The organism is Streptomyces venezuelae, assembly GCF_008642315.1.
Taxonomy (GTDB): Bacteria; Actinomycetota; Actinomycetes; order Streptomycetales; family Streptomycetaceae; genus Streptomyces; species Streptomyces venezuelae_D.
In genome coordinates this window covers 5,432,104-5,447,593 of record NZ_CP029192.1, presented here as the reverse complement: position 1 = coordinate 5,447,593, position 15,490 = coordinate 5,432,104, and the positions used below count along the sequence as shown (strand labels likewise).

At 70.9% G+C, this 15,490-nt stretch carries 12 protein-coding genes; 2 read left to right on the top strand and 10 right to left on the bottom strand.

The features are described 5' to 3' along the window. Positions 1 to 520 precede the first annotated feature (520 nt). A complete protein-coding gene (locus DEJ48_RS23895; RefSeq protein ID WP_150218162.1) occupies positions 521 to 1,528 on the bottom strand; it encodes a stage II sporulation protein M in 1,008 nt (335 codons plus the stop codon). An 88-nt stretch (positions 1,529 to 1,616) separates the two neighbouring features. Between DEJ48_RS23895 and DEJ48_RS23890 the strand changes: the two genes are divergently transcribed. Continuing rightward, positions 1,617 to 2,600: an RDD family protein gene (locus DEJ48_RS23890; RefSeq protein ID WP_150218160.1), complete on the top strand. Its 984-nt coding sequence runs from the start codon at positions 1,617 to 1,619 to the stop codon at positions 2,598 to 2,600. A 9-nt stretch (positions 2,601 to 2,609) separates the two neighbouring features. On the opposite strand, the gene DEJ48_RS23885 is transcribed toward DEJ48_RS23890, so the two are convergent. Both DEJ48_RS23885 and ahcY read right to left on the bottom strand, forming a co-directional pair. Continuing rightward, positions 2,610 to 3,224 (bottom strand): hypothetical protein, encoded by a 615-nt coding sequence (locus DEJ48_RS23885; protein ID WP_150218159.1) that lies wholly within the window; start codon positions 3,222 to 3,224, stop codon positions 2,610 to 2,612. 543 nt (positions 3,225 to 3,767) lie between these two features. After that, positions 3,768 to 5,222: an adenosylhomocysteinase gene (ahcY, locus tag DEJ48_RS23880; RefSeq protein WP_150218157.1), complete on the bottom strand. Its 1,455-nt coding sequence runs from the start codon at positions 5,220 to 5,222 to the stop codon at positions 3,768 to 3,770. Between the two features lie 395 nt (positions 5,223 to 5,617). Between ahcY and DEJ48_RS23875 the strand changes: the two genes are divergently transcribed. Continuing rightward, positions 5,618 to 7,726 carry a fructose-specific PTS transporter subunit EIIC gene (locus tag DEJ48_RS23875; RefSeq protein ID WP_150218155.1) on the top strand — a complete coding sequence of 703 codons (2,109 nt, stop codon included), beginning with the start codon at positions 5,618 to 5,620 and terminating at the stop codon, positions 7,724 to 7,726. 85 nt (positions 7,727 to 7,811) lie between these two features. Here the strand turns inward: DEJ48_RS23875 and DEJ48_RS23870 are convergent, their stop codons facing one another. The 7 genes from DEJ48_RS23870 to DEJ48_RS23840 all read right to left on the bottom strand — a co-directional run bounded on the left by DEJ48_RS23870 (position 7,812) and on the right by DEJ48_RS23840 (position 15,435). Then, complete coding sequence (locus DEJ48_RS23870; RefSeq protein WP_150218154.1) at positions 7,812 to 8,771, bottom strand: cation diffusion facilitator family transporter; 960 nt, start codon at positions 8,769 to 8,771, stop codon at positions 7,812 to 7,814. A 108-nt stretch (positions 8,772 to 8,879) separates the two neighbouring features. After that, positions 8,880 to 10,031, bottom strand: coding sequence for a mannose-6-phosphate isomerase, class I (gene manA / locus DEJ48_RS23865; protein ID WP_150218152.1), 1,152 nt, complete (start codon positions 10,029 to 10,031; stop codon positions 8,880 to 8,882). A 46-nt stretch (positions 10,032 to 10,077) separates the two neighbouring features. Beyond that, positions 10,078 to 11,277, bottom strand: coding sequence for an SIS domain-containing protein (locus DEJ48_RS23860; protein WP_150218150.1), 1,200 nt, complete (start codon positions 11,275 to 11,277; stop codon positions 10,078 to 10,080). 66 nt (positions 11,278 to 11,343) lie between these two features. After that, on the bottom strand, positions 11,344 to 11,520 hold the full coding sequence (locus DEJ48_RS23855) for a Trm112 family protein (RefSeq protein ID WP_150168621.1): 177 nt from the start codon (positions 11,518 to 11,520) through the stop codon (positions 11,344 to 11,346). A 282-nt stretch (positions 11,521 to 11,802) separates the two neighbouring features. Continuing rightward, on the bottom strand, positions 11,803 to 13,167 hold the full coding sequence (locus tag DEJ48_RS23850; RefSeq protein ID WP_150218149.1) for a phosphomannomutase/phosphoglucomutase: 1,365 nt from the start codon (positions 13,165 to 13,167) through the stop codon (positions 11,803 to 11,805). A gap of 111 nt (positions 13,168 to 13,278) precedes the next feature. Continuing rightward, positions 13,279 to 14,895, bottom strand: coding sequence for an L-lactate permease (locus DEJ48_RS23845; RefSeq protein WP_150218147.1), 1,617 nt, complete (start codon positions 14,893 to 14,895; stop codon positions 13,279 to 13,281). A gap of 117 nt (positions 14,896 to 15,012) precedes the next feature. After that, a complete protein-coding gene (locus tag DEJ48_RS23840) occupies positions 15,013 to 15,435 on the bottom strand; it encodes a DUF3499 domain-containing protein (protein ID WP_150184425.1) in 423 nt (140 codons plus the stop codon). Positions 15,436 to 15,490: the final 55 nt, after the last annotated feature.

Genomic DNA, 15,490 nt, shown 5'->3' with positions numbered 1-15,490 from the left:
CCCGTCCGTTCACAGCGTCCTCGCTGTGTTTTTTCAAAGGAACCTCCAACTCACCGAAGTGAGCCGGGGTTATCAACATATCTGGCGTTGACTTTTGGCACGCTGTTGAGTTCTCAAGGAACGGACGCTTCCTTTGTACTCACCCTTGCGGGCTTTCCTCCGGGCGCTTCCCTTCGGTGTTTCTTTTGTTCTTGCGTTTCCGACTCTATCAGACTCTTTCGTGTCCGATTTCCTCGGCGCCTTTCCGGTTCCCGCTCCGGCCTTTCGGCTTTCGCGTTTCCCTTTCCGGCGGCTCCGACTTTATCAGAAGTTTTCGGCCGGTCTCACCGGCTTCGGATTCCGAATCATCGGGGGTGGCTTCTCGTATTGATGAGATTCGAGAAGCAGGAAGATATTAACCGTTGCGGCCGAACCTGTCTAGTTCTAGGCAACTGTTCGAATCTACCTCCCCGGTCCTTCCGTGTCAACGGTTTTTCCGGGGCGATGAGGAGACTAGCAGGTCAGGTGCGCCGTATGCACATCACGCTGCGAGAGGCGCGGAAGCGCTGCGTTCGGTGCTGTCGAGGTCGCCCGTCTCGCCTGCTCGGGCCGCTCTTCCGCCCAGCACGTAGACGTACACGAGGAAGGCCAGCTCCGCGCCGACGCCGATGGCGATGCGGGCCCATGTCGGGAGGCCCGACGGGGTGACGAAGCCTTCGATGGCGCCCGAGACGAAGAGGACCAAGGCCAGGCCGATGGCCATGCCCAGGGCCGAGCGGCCCTCTTCCGCGAGGGCGGTGCGGCGCGTGCGGGGGCCCGGGTCGATGACGGTCCAGCCGAGACGTAGGCCCGTTCCTGCCGCGACGAAGACTGCGGTCAGCTCCAGGAGGCCGTGGGGCAGGACCAACCCCAAGAAGGTGTCCAGGCGGCCGGCCGAGGACATCAGGCCGACGCCCACCCCGAGGTTGAGCATGTTCTGGAAGAGGATCCAGATGACGGGGAAGCAGAGGAAGGCGCCCAGGACGAGGCACATCGCGGCTGCCTGGGCGTTGTTCGTCCACACCTGGGCGGCGAACGAGGCCGCGGGATGACTGGAGTAGTACGTCTCGTACTCGCCCCCTGGGCGGGTCATCTCCCTGAGGTCGCTGGGGGCGGCGATCGTGGACTGCACTTCCGGGTGCGTGGCGATCCACCAGCCGATGATCGCCGCCAGCACCGTCGACAGCAGGGCGGTGGGGATCCACCAGCGTCGGGAGCGGTAGACCGCGGCGGGGAAGCCGTGGGTCAGGAAGCGGGTCACGTCACGCCAGGAGGCGCGTCGCGTGCCGGTGACGGCACTACGCGCGCGTGCCAGCAGGTGTGTCAGCCGTCCGGTGAGCTGTGGGTCCGGGGCGCTGGACTGGATCAGAGAGAGGTGGGTGGCGGCGCGTTGGTAGAGGGCGACCAGTTCGTCGGCCTCGGCTCCGGAGAGGCGGCGCCGACGGCGCAGCAGGGCGTCCAGTCGGTCCCACTCGGCTCGGTGGGCGGACACGAAGACGTCGAGGTCCATCGGAAGACTGCTCCTCGTACTGCGGCGCGTGATTGTTCAGCTTGGCAGACTGGCCAGTCCTACGGCAGGGCAGGGAAGGGTGGCTGGCGTGAGTGAGCTTGTGACGGGTGAGGCGGTGGCGTTGGAGCTGCGGCCCGCGAAGCTGCCGAGCCGGGCGCTGGCCGTGCTGATCGACCTGGCCGCGGCTTTCGTGGTGTACCTGGTGGTGACCTTCGGGATCATCGCCTCCACTTCTTCGTTGGACGATGCCGCGGCTGCCGCGGTGGCGGTCGCCAGTTTCGTACTCGTTCTGGTCGGTGGCCCCATCGCGGTGGAGACGCTCAGCCATGGGCGGTCGCTCGGGAAACTGGCGTGCGGGCTGCGGGTGGTGCGGGACGACGGCGGGCCGATCCGGTTCCGGCACGCGCTGGTGCGGGGGGCCGTCGGGGTCGTCGAGATTCTGATGACGTTCGGGGTCGTCGCGTGCATCGCGTCGCTGGTGTCGGCGCGGGGGCGGCGGCTCGGGGATGTCTTCGCGGGGACGCTCGTCGTACGGGAGAGGGTGCCTGCGGGGCGGGCCGCGTTCGTTCCTCCTCCGCCGCCCTGGCTGGTCGGGCGGTTCGCCGAGCTGGATCTGTCCGGGGTGCCGGACGGGTTGTGGCTCGCCGTTCGGCAGTACCTCACGCGGATGGGGCAACTCGATCCGCAGGTCGGCGGTGCGATGGCTGAGCGGCTCGCGGCGGATCTGGCGGAGCGGACCGGGTCGCCCGCGCCGTACGGGGTGCCGGCTGCCGCGTATCTCGCCGCGGTGGTGCACGAGCGGCAGGCTCGGGATGCTCGGCGCGCGTTTGGCGGGGTGGAGGCCGAAGCGGGGGGCGGGCTCGGTTCTCGCCCCGGGTCCGGGGGCGGGGACGGATACGGGGGCGGGTACGGGTACGGCTCTTGGGCTTCGGTCGATTCCGGGGCTTTTGCTGCCCCCGGTGCCCCCGGTACTGCCGGTGCTCCCGGTGCCTTTCCCGTTCGTGCTCCCCGTCCCGACGGGCCGGGTGCGGAGGAGGCTCCCCCGGCCACGGGGTTCGTGCCGCCTGCGTGAGGCGGCGGGTCATACGAAGGTCGACGGTGGGGTTTCGAGGTGTTCCAGCTCGATTCCCGGGGCCGCCAGGACCACGTCGCCGGCGATGTGGACGGCGTGCTGTTCCCCGGTGTCCAGGGCTGTGACCTGGTATTCGTCCACGATCAGGGGGCCGTTGTCAGTGGCGTGTGCTTCGCTTTTCCTCAGGGTCCAGGACTGGTCGAGGGTGCGGGGGGCGAGGACCGGATCCGTGAAGGCGACCAGGCGGATTCTGGTCGCGGGGGAAGCGGGGGTCAGGTTCAGGAGCCTGGCCGTCGCGATGAGGAAGACGGGGGATGTGCCGGTGAATGCGTGGGCGGGCGCGTTGTCTTCGGTGCCGTGGGCGCCTGTGGGGTCGGTGCGGACCCAGGTGACGCCGTTGAGTGCGCCGGCGCGGACCTGCCAGTCGCCCGCGTGGAGTTCCAGGCGGATGGGGCGGCCCCGAGCGTCCAGAGCGAGGTCGACGGAGCCTGCTGGGGTGCCTTCGGGGGTGATCCGTTGGGAGACGTAGCGCCAGCCGGAGGGGCCGGGTGCGCAGTTGAAGTGTTCTTCTCCGAGGGGGGTGTGATCGTGCGGATCGTGGAGCGAATAGCGGCCGCGGGGCATGGGCTTGGGTCCTGGTCCTCGGTCGGGTTCCTGTGCTGAGCCGGTGGCACGGCGGGGCGGAGCTGGAGTCGGGCGGAGCTGGGCTGGGCTGGGGCGTGCGCGGGACTACGGCTTCGCCGAGCCATCGCCGTACCTGTCGCGCTGCGTCGGCCGTGCCTGTTGCGTTGAGTCGGCCGTAGCTGCCCCGCTGAGTCGGCGATGGGGTGGGCGGGCTGTGGTGCGTGCCGTCCGCGCGTCTCGCCGCTGACCCATCGGCGAGCCTAGGCCACGCAACTGCCGGGGGCGTGTGCGGTGCTGCGTTGCAGCGGGTGCGGCCTGGGGCCGTGCGGCGTGTGGGGCCGTGCGGCGAGTGCGGCGGGCGCCATACCCGACGGGCGGGGCGCGTCATCGTCGTAGCGCGTGAGGGGTGCAACGGGTCAGACCCCGCTTGGAGGGTGGGGGTGCCACGGGGCAGGCCCCCGCCTGGAGGGCGAGGGCCTGCTGGGTGGTGCTGCTGGGTGGTGCTGTTGGGTCGTACTGACGGGGCCCAGGGGCCCGGCGCGGTCAGTAGCGGTAGTGGTCCGGCTTGAAGGGGCCCTCCACCTCGACTCCGATGTACGCGGCCTGCTCCGCGCTCAGCGTCGTCAGCTTGACGCCGAGGGCGTCCAGGTGGAGGCGGGCGACCTTCTCGTCGAGGTGCTTGGGCAGCACGTAGACGTCGGTCGGGTACTCCTCCTGCTTGGTGAACAGCTCGATCTGGGCCAGCGTCTGGTCCGCGAAGGAGTTGGACATCACGAAGGACGGGTGACCGGTCGCGTTGCCGAGGTTGAGCAGACGGCCCTCGGAGAGGACGATCAGGACCTTGCCCTCGGGGAAGGTCCAGGTGTGCACCTGCGGCTTGACCTCGTCCTTGACGATGCCCTCGATCGCCGCGAGGCCGGCCATGTCGATCTCGTTGTCGAAGTGGCCGATGTTGCCGACGATGGCCTGGTGCTTCATCCGGGCCATGTGCGAGGCCATGATGATGTCCTTGTTGCCCGTCGTGGTGACGAAGATGTCGGCGGTCTCGACGACGTCGTCCAGGGTGGTGACCTGGTAGCCGTCCATCGCCGCCTGCAGTGCGCAGATCGGGTCGATCTCGGTGACGATCACGCGGGCGCCCTGGCCGCGCAGCGACTCCGCGCAGCCCTTGCCCACGTCGCCGTAGCCGCAGACGACGGCGGTCTTGCCGCCGATCAGGACGTCGGTGGCGCGGTTGATGCCGTCGATCAGGGAGTGGCGGCAGCCGTACTTGTTGTCGAACTTCGACTTCGTCACCGCGTCGTTCACGTTGATCGCGGGGAAGAGGAGCTGGCCGTCGCGCTGCATCTCGTACAGACGGTGCACGCCCGTCGTGGTCTCCTCGGTCACGCCGCGGATCTCCGAGGCGAGCTGGGTCCACTTCTGCGAGCCCTCGGTGATGGTGCGGTTGAGGAGCTGCAGGATGACGCGGTGCTCGTCGTTCTCCGCGGTGTCGACGGCGGGAACCTTGCCGGCCTTCTCGTACTCGACGCCCTTGTGCACGAGCAGGGTGGCGTCGCCGCCGTCGTCGAGGATCATGTTCGGGCCACCGGTGGGCGTGTTGGGCCAGGTCAGCGCCTGCTCCGTGCACCACCAGTACTCCTCCAGGGTCTCGCCCTTCCAGGCGAAGACCGGGATGCCCTGGGGGTCGTCCGGCGTGCCGTTCGGGCCGACGGCGATGGCCGCGGCCGCGTGGTCCTGGGTGGAGAAGATGTTGCAGGAGACCCAGCGGACCTCGGCGCCGAGCGCGACGAGGGTCTCGATGAGCACCGCCGTCTGCACGGTCATGTGCAGCGAGCCCATGATGCGGGCTCCGGCGAGCGGCTGGGAGGCGGCGAACTCCTTGCGGATCGCCATCAGGCCGGGCATCTCGTGCTCGGCCAGGGTGATCTCCTTGCGGCCGAAGGCGGCCAGCGAGAGATCGGCGACCTTGAAGTCCTTGCCGTTGATGAGAGTCATGAGTGAGCTGCTCCTCGTGGTTCGATCGAGGGTGGACATGGCTGACCTGCGGCGTTGGGTACACGGGTGGACACCGAGGTGAACACACCGGCGCACCGACGCGCGCAGCGCAGTCCGTCGGAGGCCCTCTCTCCCTCGGACAGTCCGTGCGCGGACCGCCCGACCGCCATCAGCAGCGACGTCTGGCTCGGTGTCCAAGCTACACCGATTGGCCCATCCGGCCCCAGCCCGCCTCCGGGTACGTGATGTGCGGCGAATCGGCCGACGGAAGGCCGTCAGACCCGGACGATATGGGACCTTTGCGCTTTTGATCCTGGGCTTATGTGTTGCAGGATGCCCTGAGATCGGGAACATTTGCGCGATCTTGTTCGGAGCAAAGGCGTTAGGAGATCCACGTGACCAGTCCGGCCGATCCCCCCATAGGCGGTGACGGCGGCGGGCGGACGAAGCTCAAGCTGCTCGCCGTGACCGCCTGTCCGACCGGCATCGCTCACACGTACATGGCAGCCGAGAAGCTCTCGCAGGCCGCGGAGAGCCTCGGCATCGACATGAAGGTGGAGACGCAGGGCTCCATCGGGGCCGAGAACGTCTTGACTGACAACGATGTCAGAGAAGCCGACGGCATCATCATCGCAGCCGACAAGGACGTGGACCGCAGCAGGTTCGCCGGCAAGCGTGTGCTGTCCGTCGGTGTCTCCGAGGGCATCAGCCGCCCCGAGCAGCTCATCGAGCAGGTGCGCAGCGCGCCCGTGCACGGTGGGGGCGCCGGAGGTGGCGCCGCGGAGGGTGCCGCGACCGGTGGCGGCGGAGGTGGCGGCCGGGAGCGGAGCGTCGCGTACAAGGCGCTGATGAACGGCGTCTCGTACATGATTCCGTTCGTCGTGGTCGGCGGGCTGCTGATCGCCATCTCGCTGTCGCTGGGCGGGCACACCGACCCCAAGGGCGGGCTCGTCATTCCGGACGACTCGTTCTGGATGCACGTGAACCAGATCGGGACCATCGGGTTCACGCTGATGGTGCCGATCCTGTCGGGATACATCGCCTACGCGATCGGCGACCGGCCCGCGCTGGTGCCGGGCATGATCGGCGGGTGGATCGCGAACACCGGCGATCTGTACGACTCCAAGGCGGGCGCGGGCTTCATCGGCGCCATCGTCACCGGTTTCCTCGCCGGTTATCTGGTGCTGTGGATCAAGAAGGTCAAGGTCCCGAAGTTCGTCCAGCCGATCATGCCGATCATCGTGATCCCCATCATCGCGACGACCGCGCTCGGGCTCTTCTTCATCTACGTCATCGGCAAGCCCATCTCGTGGGTCTTCGAGCATCTGACCAGCTGGCTCAGCGGGATGACGGGGACGAGTGCGATTCTGCTCGGCGCGATCCTCGGGCTGATGATCGCCTTCGACATGGGCGGTCCCGTCAACAAGACCGCCTTCCTGTTCGGCGCGGGTCTCATCGCGACCGGCAACCAGACCGTCATGGGCATGTGCGCCGCGGCCATCCCGGTCATGCCGCTCGGCCAGGGCCTCGCGACGCTGCTCCGCAAGCGGCTCTACAGCGAGCAGGAACGGGAGACCGGGCTCGCGTCCTTGTTCATGGGCTTCTTCGGGATCTCAGAAGGTGCCATTCCGTTCGCCGCCGCGCGGCCCGCGCAGGTCATCCCCGCCAACATGCTCGGCGGCGCCGTCGCCGGTGCCATCGCGGGCATGGCGAGCGTGAAGGACGCCGTGCCGCACGGCGGGCCGATCGTGGCGGTGCTCGGCGCGGTCGGCGGTGTGCCGATGTTCTTCGTGGCGCTCGCCATCGGTTCGGTCGTCACCGCCCTCACCACCGTGACGCTGATCGACCTGAGCGAGCGCAAGCGGCGTGGGGCCGTCCCGGCCGACGCGCAGGGCGGGCTCGGCGGTCCCGAGCCGGTGCTCGCCGGGGTCGGCGCCACCGCGAGCGGCGCGGCCGTCGCCGCCGGTTCCTCGCAGGGCCGGTCGGCGCGGAAGGAGCCGGCTGTCGCCGAGGGCTCCCCCGCACCGGAGCGGAAGGAGCCGGCCGGTGAGGTCCTCTCCGGGTACCTCACCGAGCAGACCGTCGAGGTCCAGCTGGCCGCCGCCGACAAGGAGGCGGCCATCCGGGAGATGGCGGCGCTGCTCGCCTCCACCGGCAAGGTCAACGACGTCGAGGAGCTCGTGCGGACCGCGCTGCGGCGCGAGGCGCAGGGAACCACGGGGCTCGGCGAGGAGATCGCCATCCCGCACGCCAAGACGGACGCCGTGGATTCGCCGCTCGTCGGGTTCGCGCGGTCGTCGGAGGGCATCGAGTGGGGTTCGCTGGACGGTACGAAGGCCAAGCTGATCTTCATGATCTCCGTGCCGGAGGCGGCCGCGGGCGACGAGCACCTTCGGATCCTCGCCCTGCTGTCGCGCAAGCTCATGGACACCGGCTTCCGTGAGCGTCTTGAGGCGGCGCCGGACGACGCAGCGATCCTCGAGGTGCTGCGCGAGGTGCGGTGACCGAGGCAGGCAGTCGGTAGTCGCGTACGCAGAGGGGCCCCGCACCGTGCAGGTGCGGGGCCCCTCTGCGTACGTGCCGGGAGGGTCAGTGACCGCCGGGCGACTTCGCCGGGTTCTCGCCCGCGGCCGCCGCCGACTCGCTGTAGATGTCCGGCTCCAGGTAGATCACGCGGGCGATCGGGACGGCGGCGCGGATGCGCTCCTCCGCCGCGTTGATCGCGCTGGCGACCTCGGCGGCCGTGTCGTCGTGCCGGACGGCGATCTTGGCGGCGACGAGCAGTTCCTCGGGGCCGAGGTGGAGCGTGCGCATGTGGATGACCTTGGTGACGGTGTCGCCGTCGACCACGGCCTTCTCGATCTTGGCGACCTCTTCGGTGCCCGCGGCCTCGCCGAGCAGCAGGGACTTGGTCTCCGCGGCCAGGATGATCGCGATCAGGATGAGCAGGACACCGATGCAGAGCGTGCCGATGCCGTCCCAGACGCCGTCGCCGGTGGCCAGGGCGAGGCCGACGCCGCCGAGTGCGAGGATCAGGCCGACGAGCGCGCCGAGGTCCTCCAGGAGGACGACGGGCAGCTCGGGAGCCTTGGCGCGGCGGACGAACTGCGCCCAGCTGAGGCCGCCGCGCGTCTGGTTGGACTCCTTGATGGCGGTGCGGAAGGAGAAGCCCTCCGCGATGATCGCGAAGACGAGGACACCGACGGGCCAGTACCAGTGCTCCAGCTCGTGCGGATTCTTGATCTTCTCGTAGCCCTCGTAGATCGCGAACATGCCGCCGACCGAGAAGAGGACGATGGAGACGAGGAAGGCGTAGATGTAGCGCTCGCGGCCGTAACCGAACGGGTGCTGCGGGGTCGCCTCGCGCTGCGCCTTCTTGCCGCCGAGGAGCAGCAGGCCCTGGTTGCCGGAGTCGGCGAGCGAGTGGACGCTCTCGGCGAGCATCGACGACGAGCCGCTGAAGATGAACGCGACGAACTTCGCCACCGCGATCGCGAGGTTCGCGGCGAGTGCCGCGACAATCGCCTTTGTTCCGCCTGACGCGCTCATGAGTGCGGGGTGTCCCTTCGCCTTCGTATGTACCGACCACGGGGCCGGGCGCGCTTTGCCCGGCCTTTGCGGTGGGTCATTGTTGCAGCACTCGAGGGCGGTGGTGCGTCAGGCCACCACAGTGGCCCGGAAAACCGTGCCGCCGCCGGACACTTCGGCCTTTTCGCCCGCGGGGACGAATGCGGACTGACCGGGTGTCAGGGCCAGTTCGCCGGCGCGGACCGAGCCCGCCGTGCAGAGCAGGATCTGCGGGGTGGCGGCGGTGAGGTCGTGCGGGGCGGTGCCTTCGGGCAGGACGAAGCGGGAGAGGCGGAACTCGTCGATGGGGGTGTCGTAGACCTCTTCGCCGTCGGGGGACGCCTCGGGGCGCAGCACACCGGGGTCGGTCGACTCGAAGCGGACGATGCGCAGGAGTTCGGGGACGTCGACGTGCTTGGGGGTCAGACCGCAGCGCAGTACGTTGTCGCTGTTGGCCATGATCTCGACGCCGAGGCCGTCGAGGTAGGCGTGCGGGACGCCGGCGCCGAGGAACAGGGCCTCGCCGGGCTGCAGCCGGACGTGGTTGAGGAGCATCGCCGCGATGACGCCCGGGTCGCCGGGGTAGTGACGGGCGATGCCCGCGTACGGCTCGTAGGCGCCGCCGAGGCGTTGGGCGGCGGCCGTGACCTCGGTGACCGTCTCGGCCATCTGCTCGGGGTCGGCGGTCAGGACGGCCGTCAGGACCTCGCGCAGGGCGGCCTCTTCGGGCTGGGCGCGCAGCAGGTCGACGTACGGCTTGAGGGAGTCGACCTCCAGGGCCTCCAGGAGGTCCGCGGTCTCGGCGGGCGGGCGGAAGCCGCAGAGGCCGTCGAACGGTGTGAGGGCGCAGATCAGTTCGGGCTTGTGGTTGGCGTCCTTGTAGTTGCGGTGGGGGGCGTCGACGGGGACGCCCCGGTTCTCCTCGTCCGCGTACCCCGCCTTGGCCTGCGCGAGGTCGGGGTGGACCTGGAGGGAGAGCGGGGCGCCGGCGGCGAGGATCTTGAGGAGGAAGGGCAGGCGCGGGCCGAACTTGGCGGCCGCCGCCGTGCCGAGCTCGCGCTCCGGGTCTGCGTCGATGACCTCGTTCAGCGCGCCGCGTTCGGTGCGCGAGGGTGCGCCGGGGTGGGCGCCCATCCACATCTCGGCCTGCGGTTCACCGCTCGGTTCGGCGCCGATGAGCTCGGCGATGGCGGTGGTGGAGCCCCAGGCGTAGGGGCGGATGGTGTTGGTGAGGCGGTCCACGGAGGGGATCTCCCTTACTTGCTTACTGCGTACGCGAGTGCGGTCGTCATGATCCGTCGCCCGGGGCGAGCGCCAGGTAAACGGCGGCGAAATCCGTGACGGCGATCAGCTCGGCGAGGGCTTCGAGTTCGTCGCCGGTCTCCGGTTCCAGCTCGCTGAGCGCGACGTCGTGGCCGTGTGCCAGTTCGCGCGCGGCGGGGGCGGCGGTGAGGCCGCCCGCGTCCGTGGGGCGGTCGCGGAGCAGGACCACGCGCGGGCGGAGGGCCGCCGGGTCGTCGACGCGGTCGCGGAAGAAGTCGTCGGTGTCGCCGCCGCCCGCCGCGTTGCCCGCGAGGACGGCGCCGTGCGCGGGCAGCGCTTCGGGCAGTTCGGCGGCGAGCGCGGGGTGCCCGGCGAGTTCGGCGAGGGTGGCGGCGAAGCGGCGCCCCGCCGCGCCCGCGGACTGCCCTTCGGTCCAGATCAGCGGGAGCGCGTCGGTGAGCTCGGCGGCGAGCGTCTTGGCGGGGTTGCTGTACGTCGCGATGGCGGGGCCGCAGCGTTCCGCGACGTGGTCGAGGCGGTCGGCGACCTTCTGCAGGACGTCGACGGGGGCGGTGACCAGGCCGGTGCGGTCCAGGAGGACGAGGAGCGGGACGAGGAGGGCCCACAGGGTGCCGGGGGCGCCGGGCGCGGCCTCGTCCTCGACGCGGCGTGCCTCGTACGACGCGGAGCCTCGGGTCGCTTCGTCGTTGGTGCCTTCGTACGCGCCGTAGGGCGAGGTCGCCAGGGGCACGGTGAGGCCGTGGCTGCCCTCCACGCTCTCGGCGATCGGGGTGCGGGCGGGGGCGACGGCGACGACGGTGCAGCCCCGGCGGTAGGCCTGCTCGGCGAGGAGCGAGAGGCCCGGTTCGGTGCCGTCGGGGGTGGCGATGAGCAGCAGGTCGACGGGGCCGACCCAGCCGGGCAGCGCCCAGCGCAGGGCTCCGGCGGCGGGTGCGACGCCGGTCGGGGCCAGCCGGATGACGGGGCAGCCGGAGCCCACGAGACCGTCGAGGAGGTCGGCGACGCAGGCGGCGGCGGTGCCGGGGCCCGCGATGAGGACGGCGCGGGGGCGGCCGTCGGGCTTGAGCTCCGTCAGCCCCGCCTCCACCGCGTGCCGGACGGCGGTGCGGACGCGGGCACCTGCCTCCGCCGCGCCGCGCAGCAGTCCGCGGCGGTCGGCGCGGGCGAGCGCCTCGGGGTCGTCGAGCTGCGACTCGTCGAGCATGGGGTCAGGTCTCCGATCGCGGGGCGCGGCTTCCTGCGGGTGCCGGTCACCGACCGGCGGGTGGCGCTACGCGGGGCGGCGCGCCTCGTCGACGAGGAGTACGGGGATGCCGTCGCGGAGCGGGTAGGCGAGGCCGCACTCCTTGGCGTCCGCCGTGCAGACCAGCTCGGTCTCCGTCTCCTTGAGGGGAGCGTGGCAGGCCGGGCAGGCGAGGATCTCCAGGAGGCCGGCTTCGAGCGGCATGGGGTGGGTCCCTTCGAACGGATGTGGTGGGTGGTGCGCTGCTGCGGCGGGGTGTTCGCGCGCGGTGGTCCGCCGGGGACCGCGCCGCCGCCGCGCAGGATGCGGCCTGGTCAGCCTACCTCCGTGCGGGGCGGGGCGTGAGGGTCGTACGGGGGTCGTGGGGCGGAGGGGCGGGCCGTGGCTTCCCGGCCGCGCCTCCGCCGTCCCGCGGTGGGCGTCAGGCCGTCCCGCGGTGGGCGTCAGGCCGTCCCCCGGTGGGCGTCAGGCCGTCCCGCGGTGGGCTCAGGCGCGGATGATCGCCAGCGCCTCGTCCCGGACCTCGGCCATCGTCGTCTCGTCGCGCGCCTCGACGTTCAGGCGCAGGAGGGGCTCGGTGTTCGACGCGCGTACGTTGAACCACCAGTCGGCGGCGGTCACGGTGAGGCCGTCGAGCTCGTCGAGGGTCACGCCGTCCTGGTCCGCGTACGCCGTCTTGATCGCGGCGAGGCGGGCGGTCTGGTCGTCGACCGTGGAGTTGATCTCGCCGGAGCCCGCGTACCGGTCGTACTGGGCGACGAGTGCGGAGAGCGGTCCGTCCTGGCCGCCGAGGGCCGCGAGGACATGGAGCGCGGCGAGCATGCCGGTGTCCGCGTTCCAGAAGTCCTTGAAGTAGTAGTGCGCCGAGTGCTCGCCGCCGAAGATCGCGCCGGTCCTCGCCATCTCCGCCTTGATGAAGGAGTGGCCCACGCGCGTGCGGACCGGCGTGCCGCCGTTCTCCTTCACGACCTCGGGGACCGACCAGGAGGTGATGAGGTTGTGGATGACCGTGCCCTTGCCGCCGTGCTTGGCCAGCTCGCGGGAGGCGACCAGGGCGGTGATGGCGGACGGGGAGACCGGGTCGCCGTTCTGGTCGACGACGAAGCAGCGGTCCGCGTCGCCGTCGAAGGCGATGCCGAGGTCGGCGCCCTCCTCACGGACCCGCCGCTGGAGGTCCACGATGTTGGCCGGGTCCAGCGGGTTGGCCTCGTGGTTGGGGAAGGTGCCGTCGAGCTCGAAGTACATCGGCACGAGGTCGAGGGGCAGGCCCTCGAAGACGGTGGGGACGGTGTGGCCGCCCATGCCGTTGCCCGCGTCGACGACGACCTTGAGGGGGCGGATGGCGGTGAGGTCGACGAGGCCGCGCAGGTGCGCCGCGTAGTCGGTGAGGGTGTCGCGCCGGGTGACGGTGCCCGGGGTCGCCGCGGACTCGGGGGCGCCGGAGTCACGCCACCGCTCCACGAGGGCGCGGATCTCGGCGAGGCCGGTGTCCTGGCCGACGGGGGCGGCGCCGGCCCGGCACATCTTGATGCCGTTGTACTGGGCGGGGTTGTGCGACGCGGTGAACATCGCGCCCGGCAGGTTCAGCGCCCCCGACGCGTAGTACAGCTGGTCCGTCGAGCAGAGCCCGATCTCCGTGACGTCGACGCCGAGGGCGGCGGCGCCGCGCGCGAAGGCCCGCGAGAGCCCCGGCGACGAGGGGCGCATGTCGTGGCCGACGACGATCGCGTCCGCCACCGTGACCTGCGCGAAGGCCGCCCCGAACAGCTCGGCGAGGGACTCGTCCCACTGGTCCGGGACCACCCCGCGGACGTCGTACGCCTTCACGATCTGGGACAGATCAGCAGTCACGGCCAACCCTCTCTTGAGCTTCTGCGAGTTCAGCGCGTACGGAGAGTCCTCCGCGCATCACAAAGCTACCCGCTGGAGCCGACAGCGGGCCGGGGCACGGGCACGGACGCCTCAGGGCAGCATCCAGCCGAGGACCGCCGTGCTCTGCCCCACGACGATCAGGCACATCACCAGGAGCAGGCCGAGGCTCCACGGCAGCACCTTGCGCAGCAGGTCGCCCTCCTTGCCCGCGAGCCCGACGGCGGCGCACGCGATCGTGAGGTTCTGCGGGGAGATCATCTTGCCGAGGACGCCGCCGGAGCTGTTGGCGGCGGCGAGGAGTTCCGGGGAGAGCCCGGACTGCTGAGCGGCCGTCACCTGGAGTGCGCCGAAGAGAGCGTTGGCGGAGGTGTCGGAGCCGGTCACCGCGACGCCGAACCAGCCGAGCACGGGTGACAGGAAGGCGAGTCCCGCGCCGGCGGCCGCTACGTAGTGCCCGATCGTGGCGGCCTGTCCGGAGAGGTTCATGACGTACGCGAGGGCCAGTACGGACGTCACGGTGAGGATCGCGAAGCGCAGTTCGTGGACGGTGGCCACCCATTCCCGTACCGCCACGCGCGCGTGCACCCCGAGGACGGCGGCGGTGCCCAGGCCCGCGAGCAGCACCAGCGTCCCGCCCGTGGACACCAGCGGCAGCGAGAAGACGTTGCCGCCGACCGGGTCTCCGGAGGGGTCGGCGACGTTCAGGAAGGGCCAGTCGAAGGTGCGTGTCGCCTTGGCGAGGAAGTCCTTGACGGCGGGGATCTGGGCGAGGGAGAAGACGGCGACGATGAGGGCGTACGGGGCGTAGGCGCGCAGCACTTCGGGGCGCGGGTCGTCCTGGTCGAGGTCTTCGCTGCGGGCGCCGGTGAGGACCGCGGCGCGGACGGGTTCGGCGGCGGGCCTGCGCGCCCGCGGTACGGCCATGAGGGCTCCGGCGCCCGCCAGGGCCGCGCCGATGTCGGCGAGTTGCGCGGAGACGAAGTTGGATGCCGCGAACTGGGCGACGGCGAAGGCGAAACCGCAGGCCAGAGCGGGCATCCAGGTCTCACGCAGGCCGCGCCGCCCGTCCACGAGGACCACGAGGAGCAGCGGCACGACCAGGGCGAGCAGTGGTGTCTGGCGGCCGACGACCGTGGCGACGGTGTCGAGCGGAAGGCCCGTCACCTGAGCCAGTGTCACCACGGGGGTGCCCATGGCTCCGAAGGCCACGGGCGCGGTGTTGGCGACGAGGGCGACGACCGCGGCGCGCACCGGGTCGAAGCCGAGTGCGACGAGCATGACGGCGCTGATCGCGACGGGCGCCCCGAAGCCGGCGAGCGCCTCCAGGAGCGCGCCGAAGCAGAACGCCACGACGAGCGCCTGGATGCGGGGGTCGTCGGAGAGCCTGCCGAAGGAGCGGCGGAGGATGTCGAAGTGCCGGGTGCGGACCGTCATGCGGTACACCCAGAGGGCGTTGACGACGATCCACAGGATGGGGAAGAGGCCGAAGAGGGCCCCCTGGGCGGCGCTGGAGGCGGTCTGGCCGAGCGGCATGCCGTACACGAGCCAGGCGACGAGGACGGCGACGGCGAGGCCGATGAGTCCGGCGCGGTGGGCCTTCATGCGGACGGCGCCGAGGAGGACGAGGACGGTCAGGAGGGGCAGGGTCGCGACGAGTGCGGACAGGCCGAGCGAGTCGGCCACGGGCTCCAGTTGCTGCACGAACACAGAACGCCTCCCGGCTGTGGGGTGGCGAAATCCTCAGGGCACGGTCGAACGCGCGTCAACGATGCGGACGGAGAAGATCCGGTGAAGGGGGTGCGGGAGGCTCGGACGCGGTGGGGCTCAGTTGTCCGGTGAGCGCAGCACCCTCAGGTGGCCGCGGCGTGCGACCTCCATGGGGTCGGCCCTGCGGGCGCCGCCGCCTGCCTCCGCCGCGCGCTCCTGCGGGCGGGCGGCCTCGCGCACGGCGTTGGCGAGCGCTTCGAGGTCGTCGCCGGAGGGGCGGGCCGGACCCGAGGCGTCGGCGAGCCGGACGACCTCCCAGCCGCGCGGCGCGGTGAGGCGCTCGGAGTGCTCGGCGCACAGGTCGTAGCAGTGGGGTTCGGCGTAGGTGGCGAGGGGGCCGAGGACCGCGGTCGAGTCGGCGTAGACGTACGTCAGCGTCGCGACGGCGGGACGGCCGCAAGCGGTGCGCGAACAGCGACGTACAGGGCTCACAGCGTTGGACGGTACCGCACTCTTGAGCGGGCCGCGACGACTCTCCATGAGGTCACCCCACCGTGTCGTCCGGCGGCCCACATGACGGCGTGTCACCCGAACA

Coding starts and splice junctions, on each gene's coding strand:
- DEJ48_RS23860 (WP_150218150.1), bottom strand. CDS start 11,277: ATGCTCGACGAGTCGCAGCTCGACGACCCCGAGGCGCTCGCCCGCGCC.
- DEJ48_RS23855 (WP_150168621.1), bottom strand. CDS start 11,520: ATGCCGCTCGAAGCCGGCCTCCTGGAGATCCTCGCCTGCCCGGCCTGC.
- DEJ48_RS23870 (WP_150218154.1), bottom strand. CDS start 8,771: ATGAGCGCGTCAGGCGGAACAAAGGCGATTGTCGCGGCACTCGCCGCG.
- DEJ48_RS23840 (WP_150184425.1), bottom strand. CDS start 15,435: ATGGAGAGTCGTCGCGGCCCGCTCAAGAGTGCGGTACCGTCCAACGCT.
- ahcY (WP_150218157.1), bottom strand. CDS start 5,222: ATGACTCTCATCAACGGCAAGGACTTCAAGGTCGCCGATCTCTCGCTG.
- DEJ48_RS23885 (WP_150218159.1), bottom strand. CDS start 3,224: ATGCCCCGCGGCCGCTATTCGCTCCACGATCCGCACGATCACACCCCC.
- DEJ48_RS23895 (WP_150218162.1), bottom strand. CDS start 1,528: ATGGACCTCGACGTCTTCGTGTCCGCCCACCGAGCCGAGTGGGACCGA.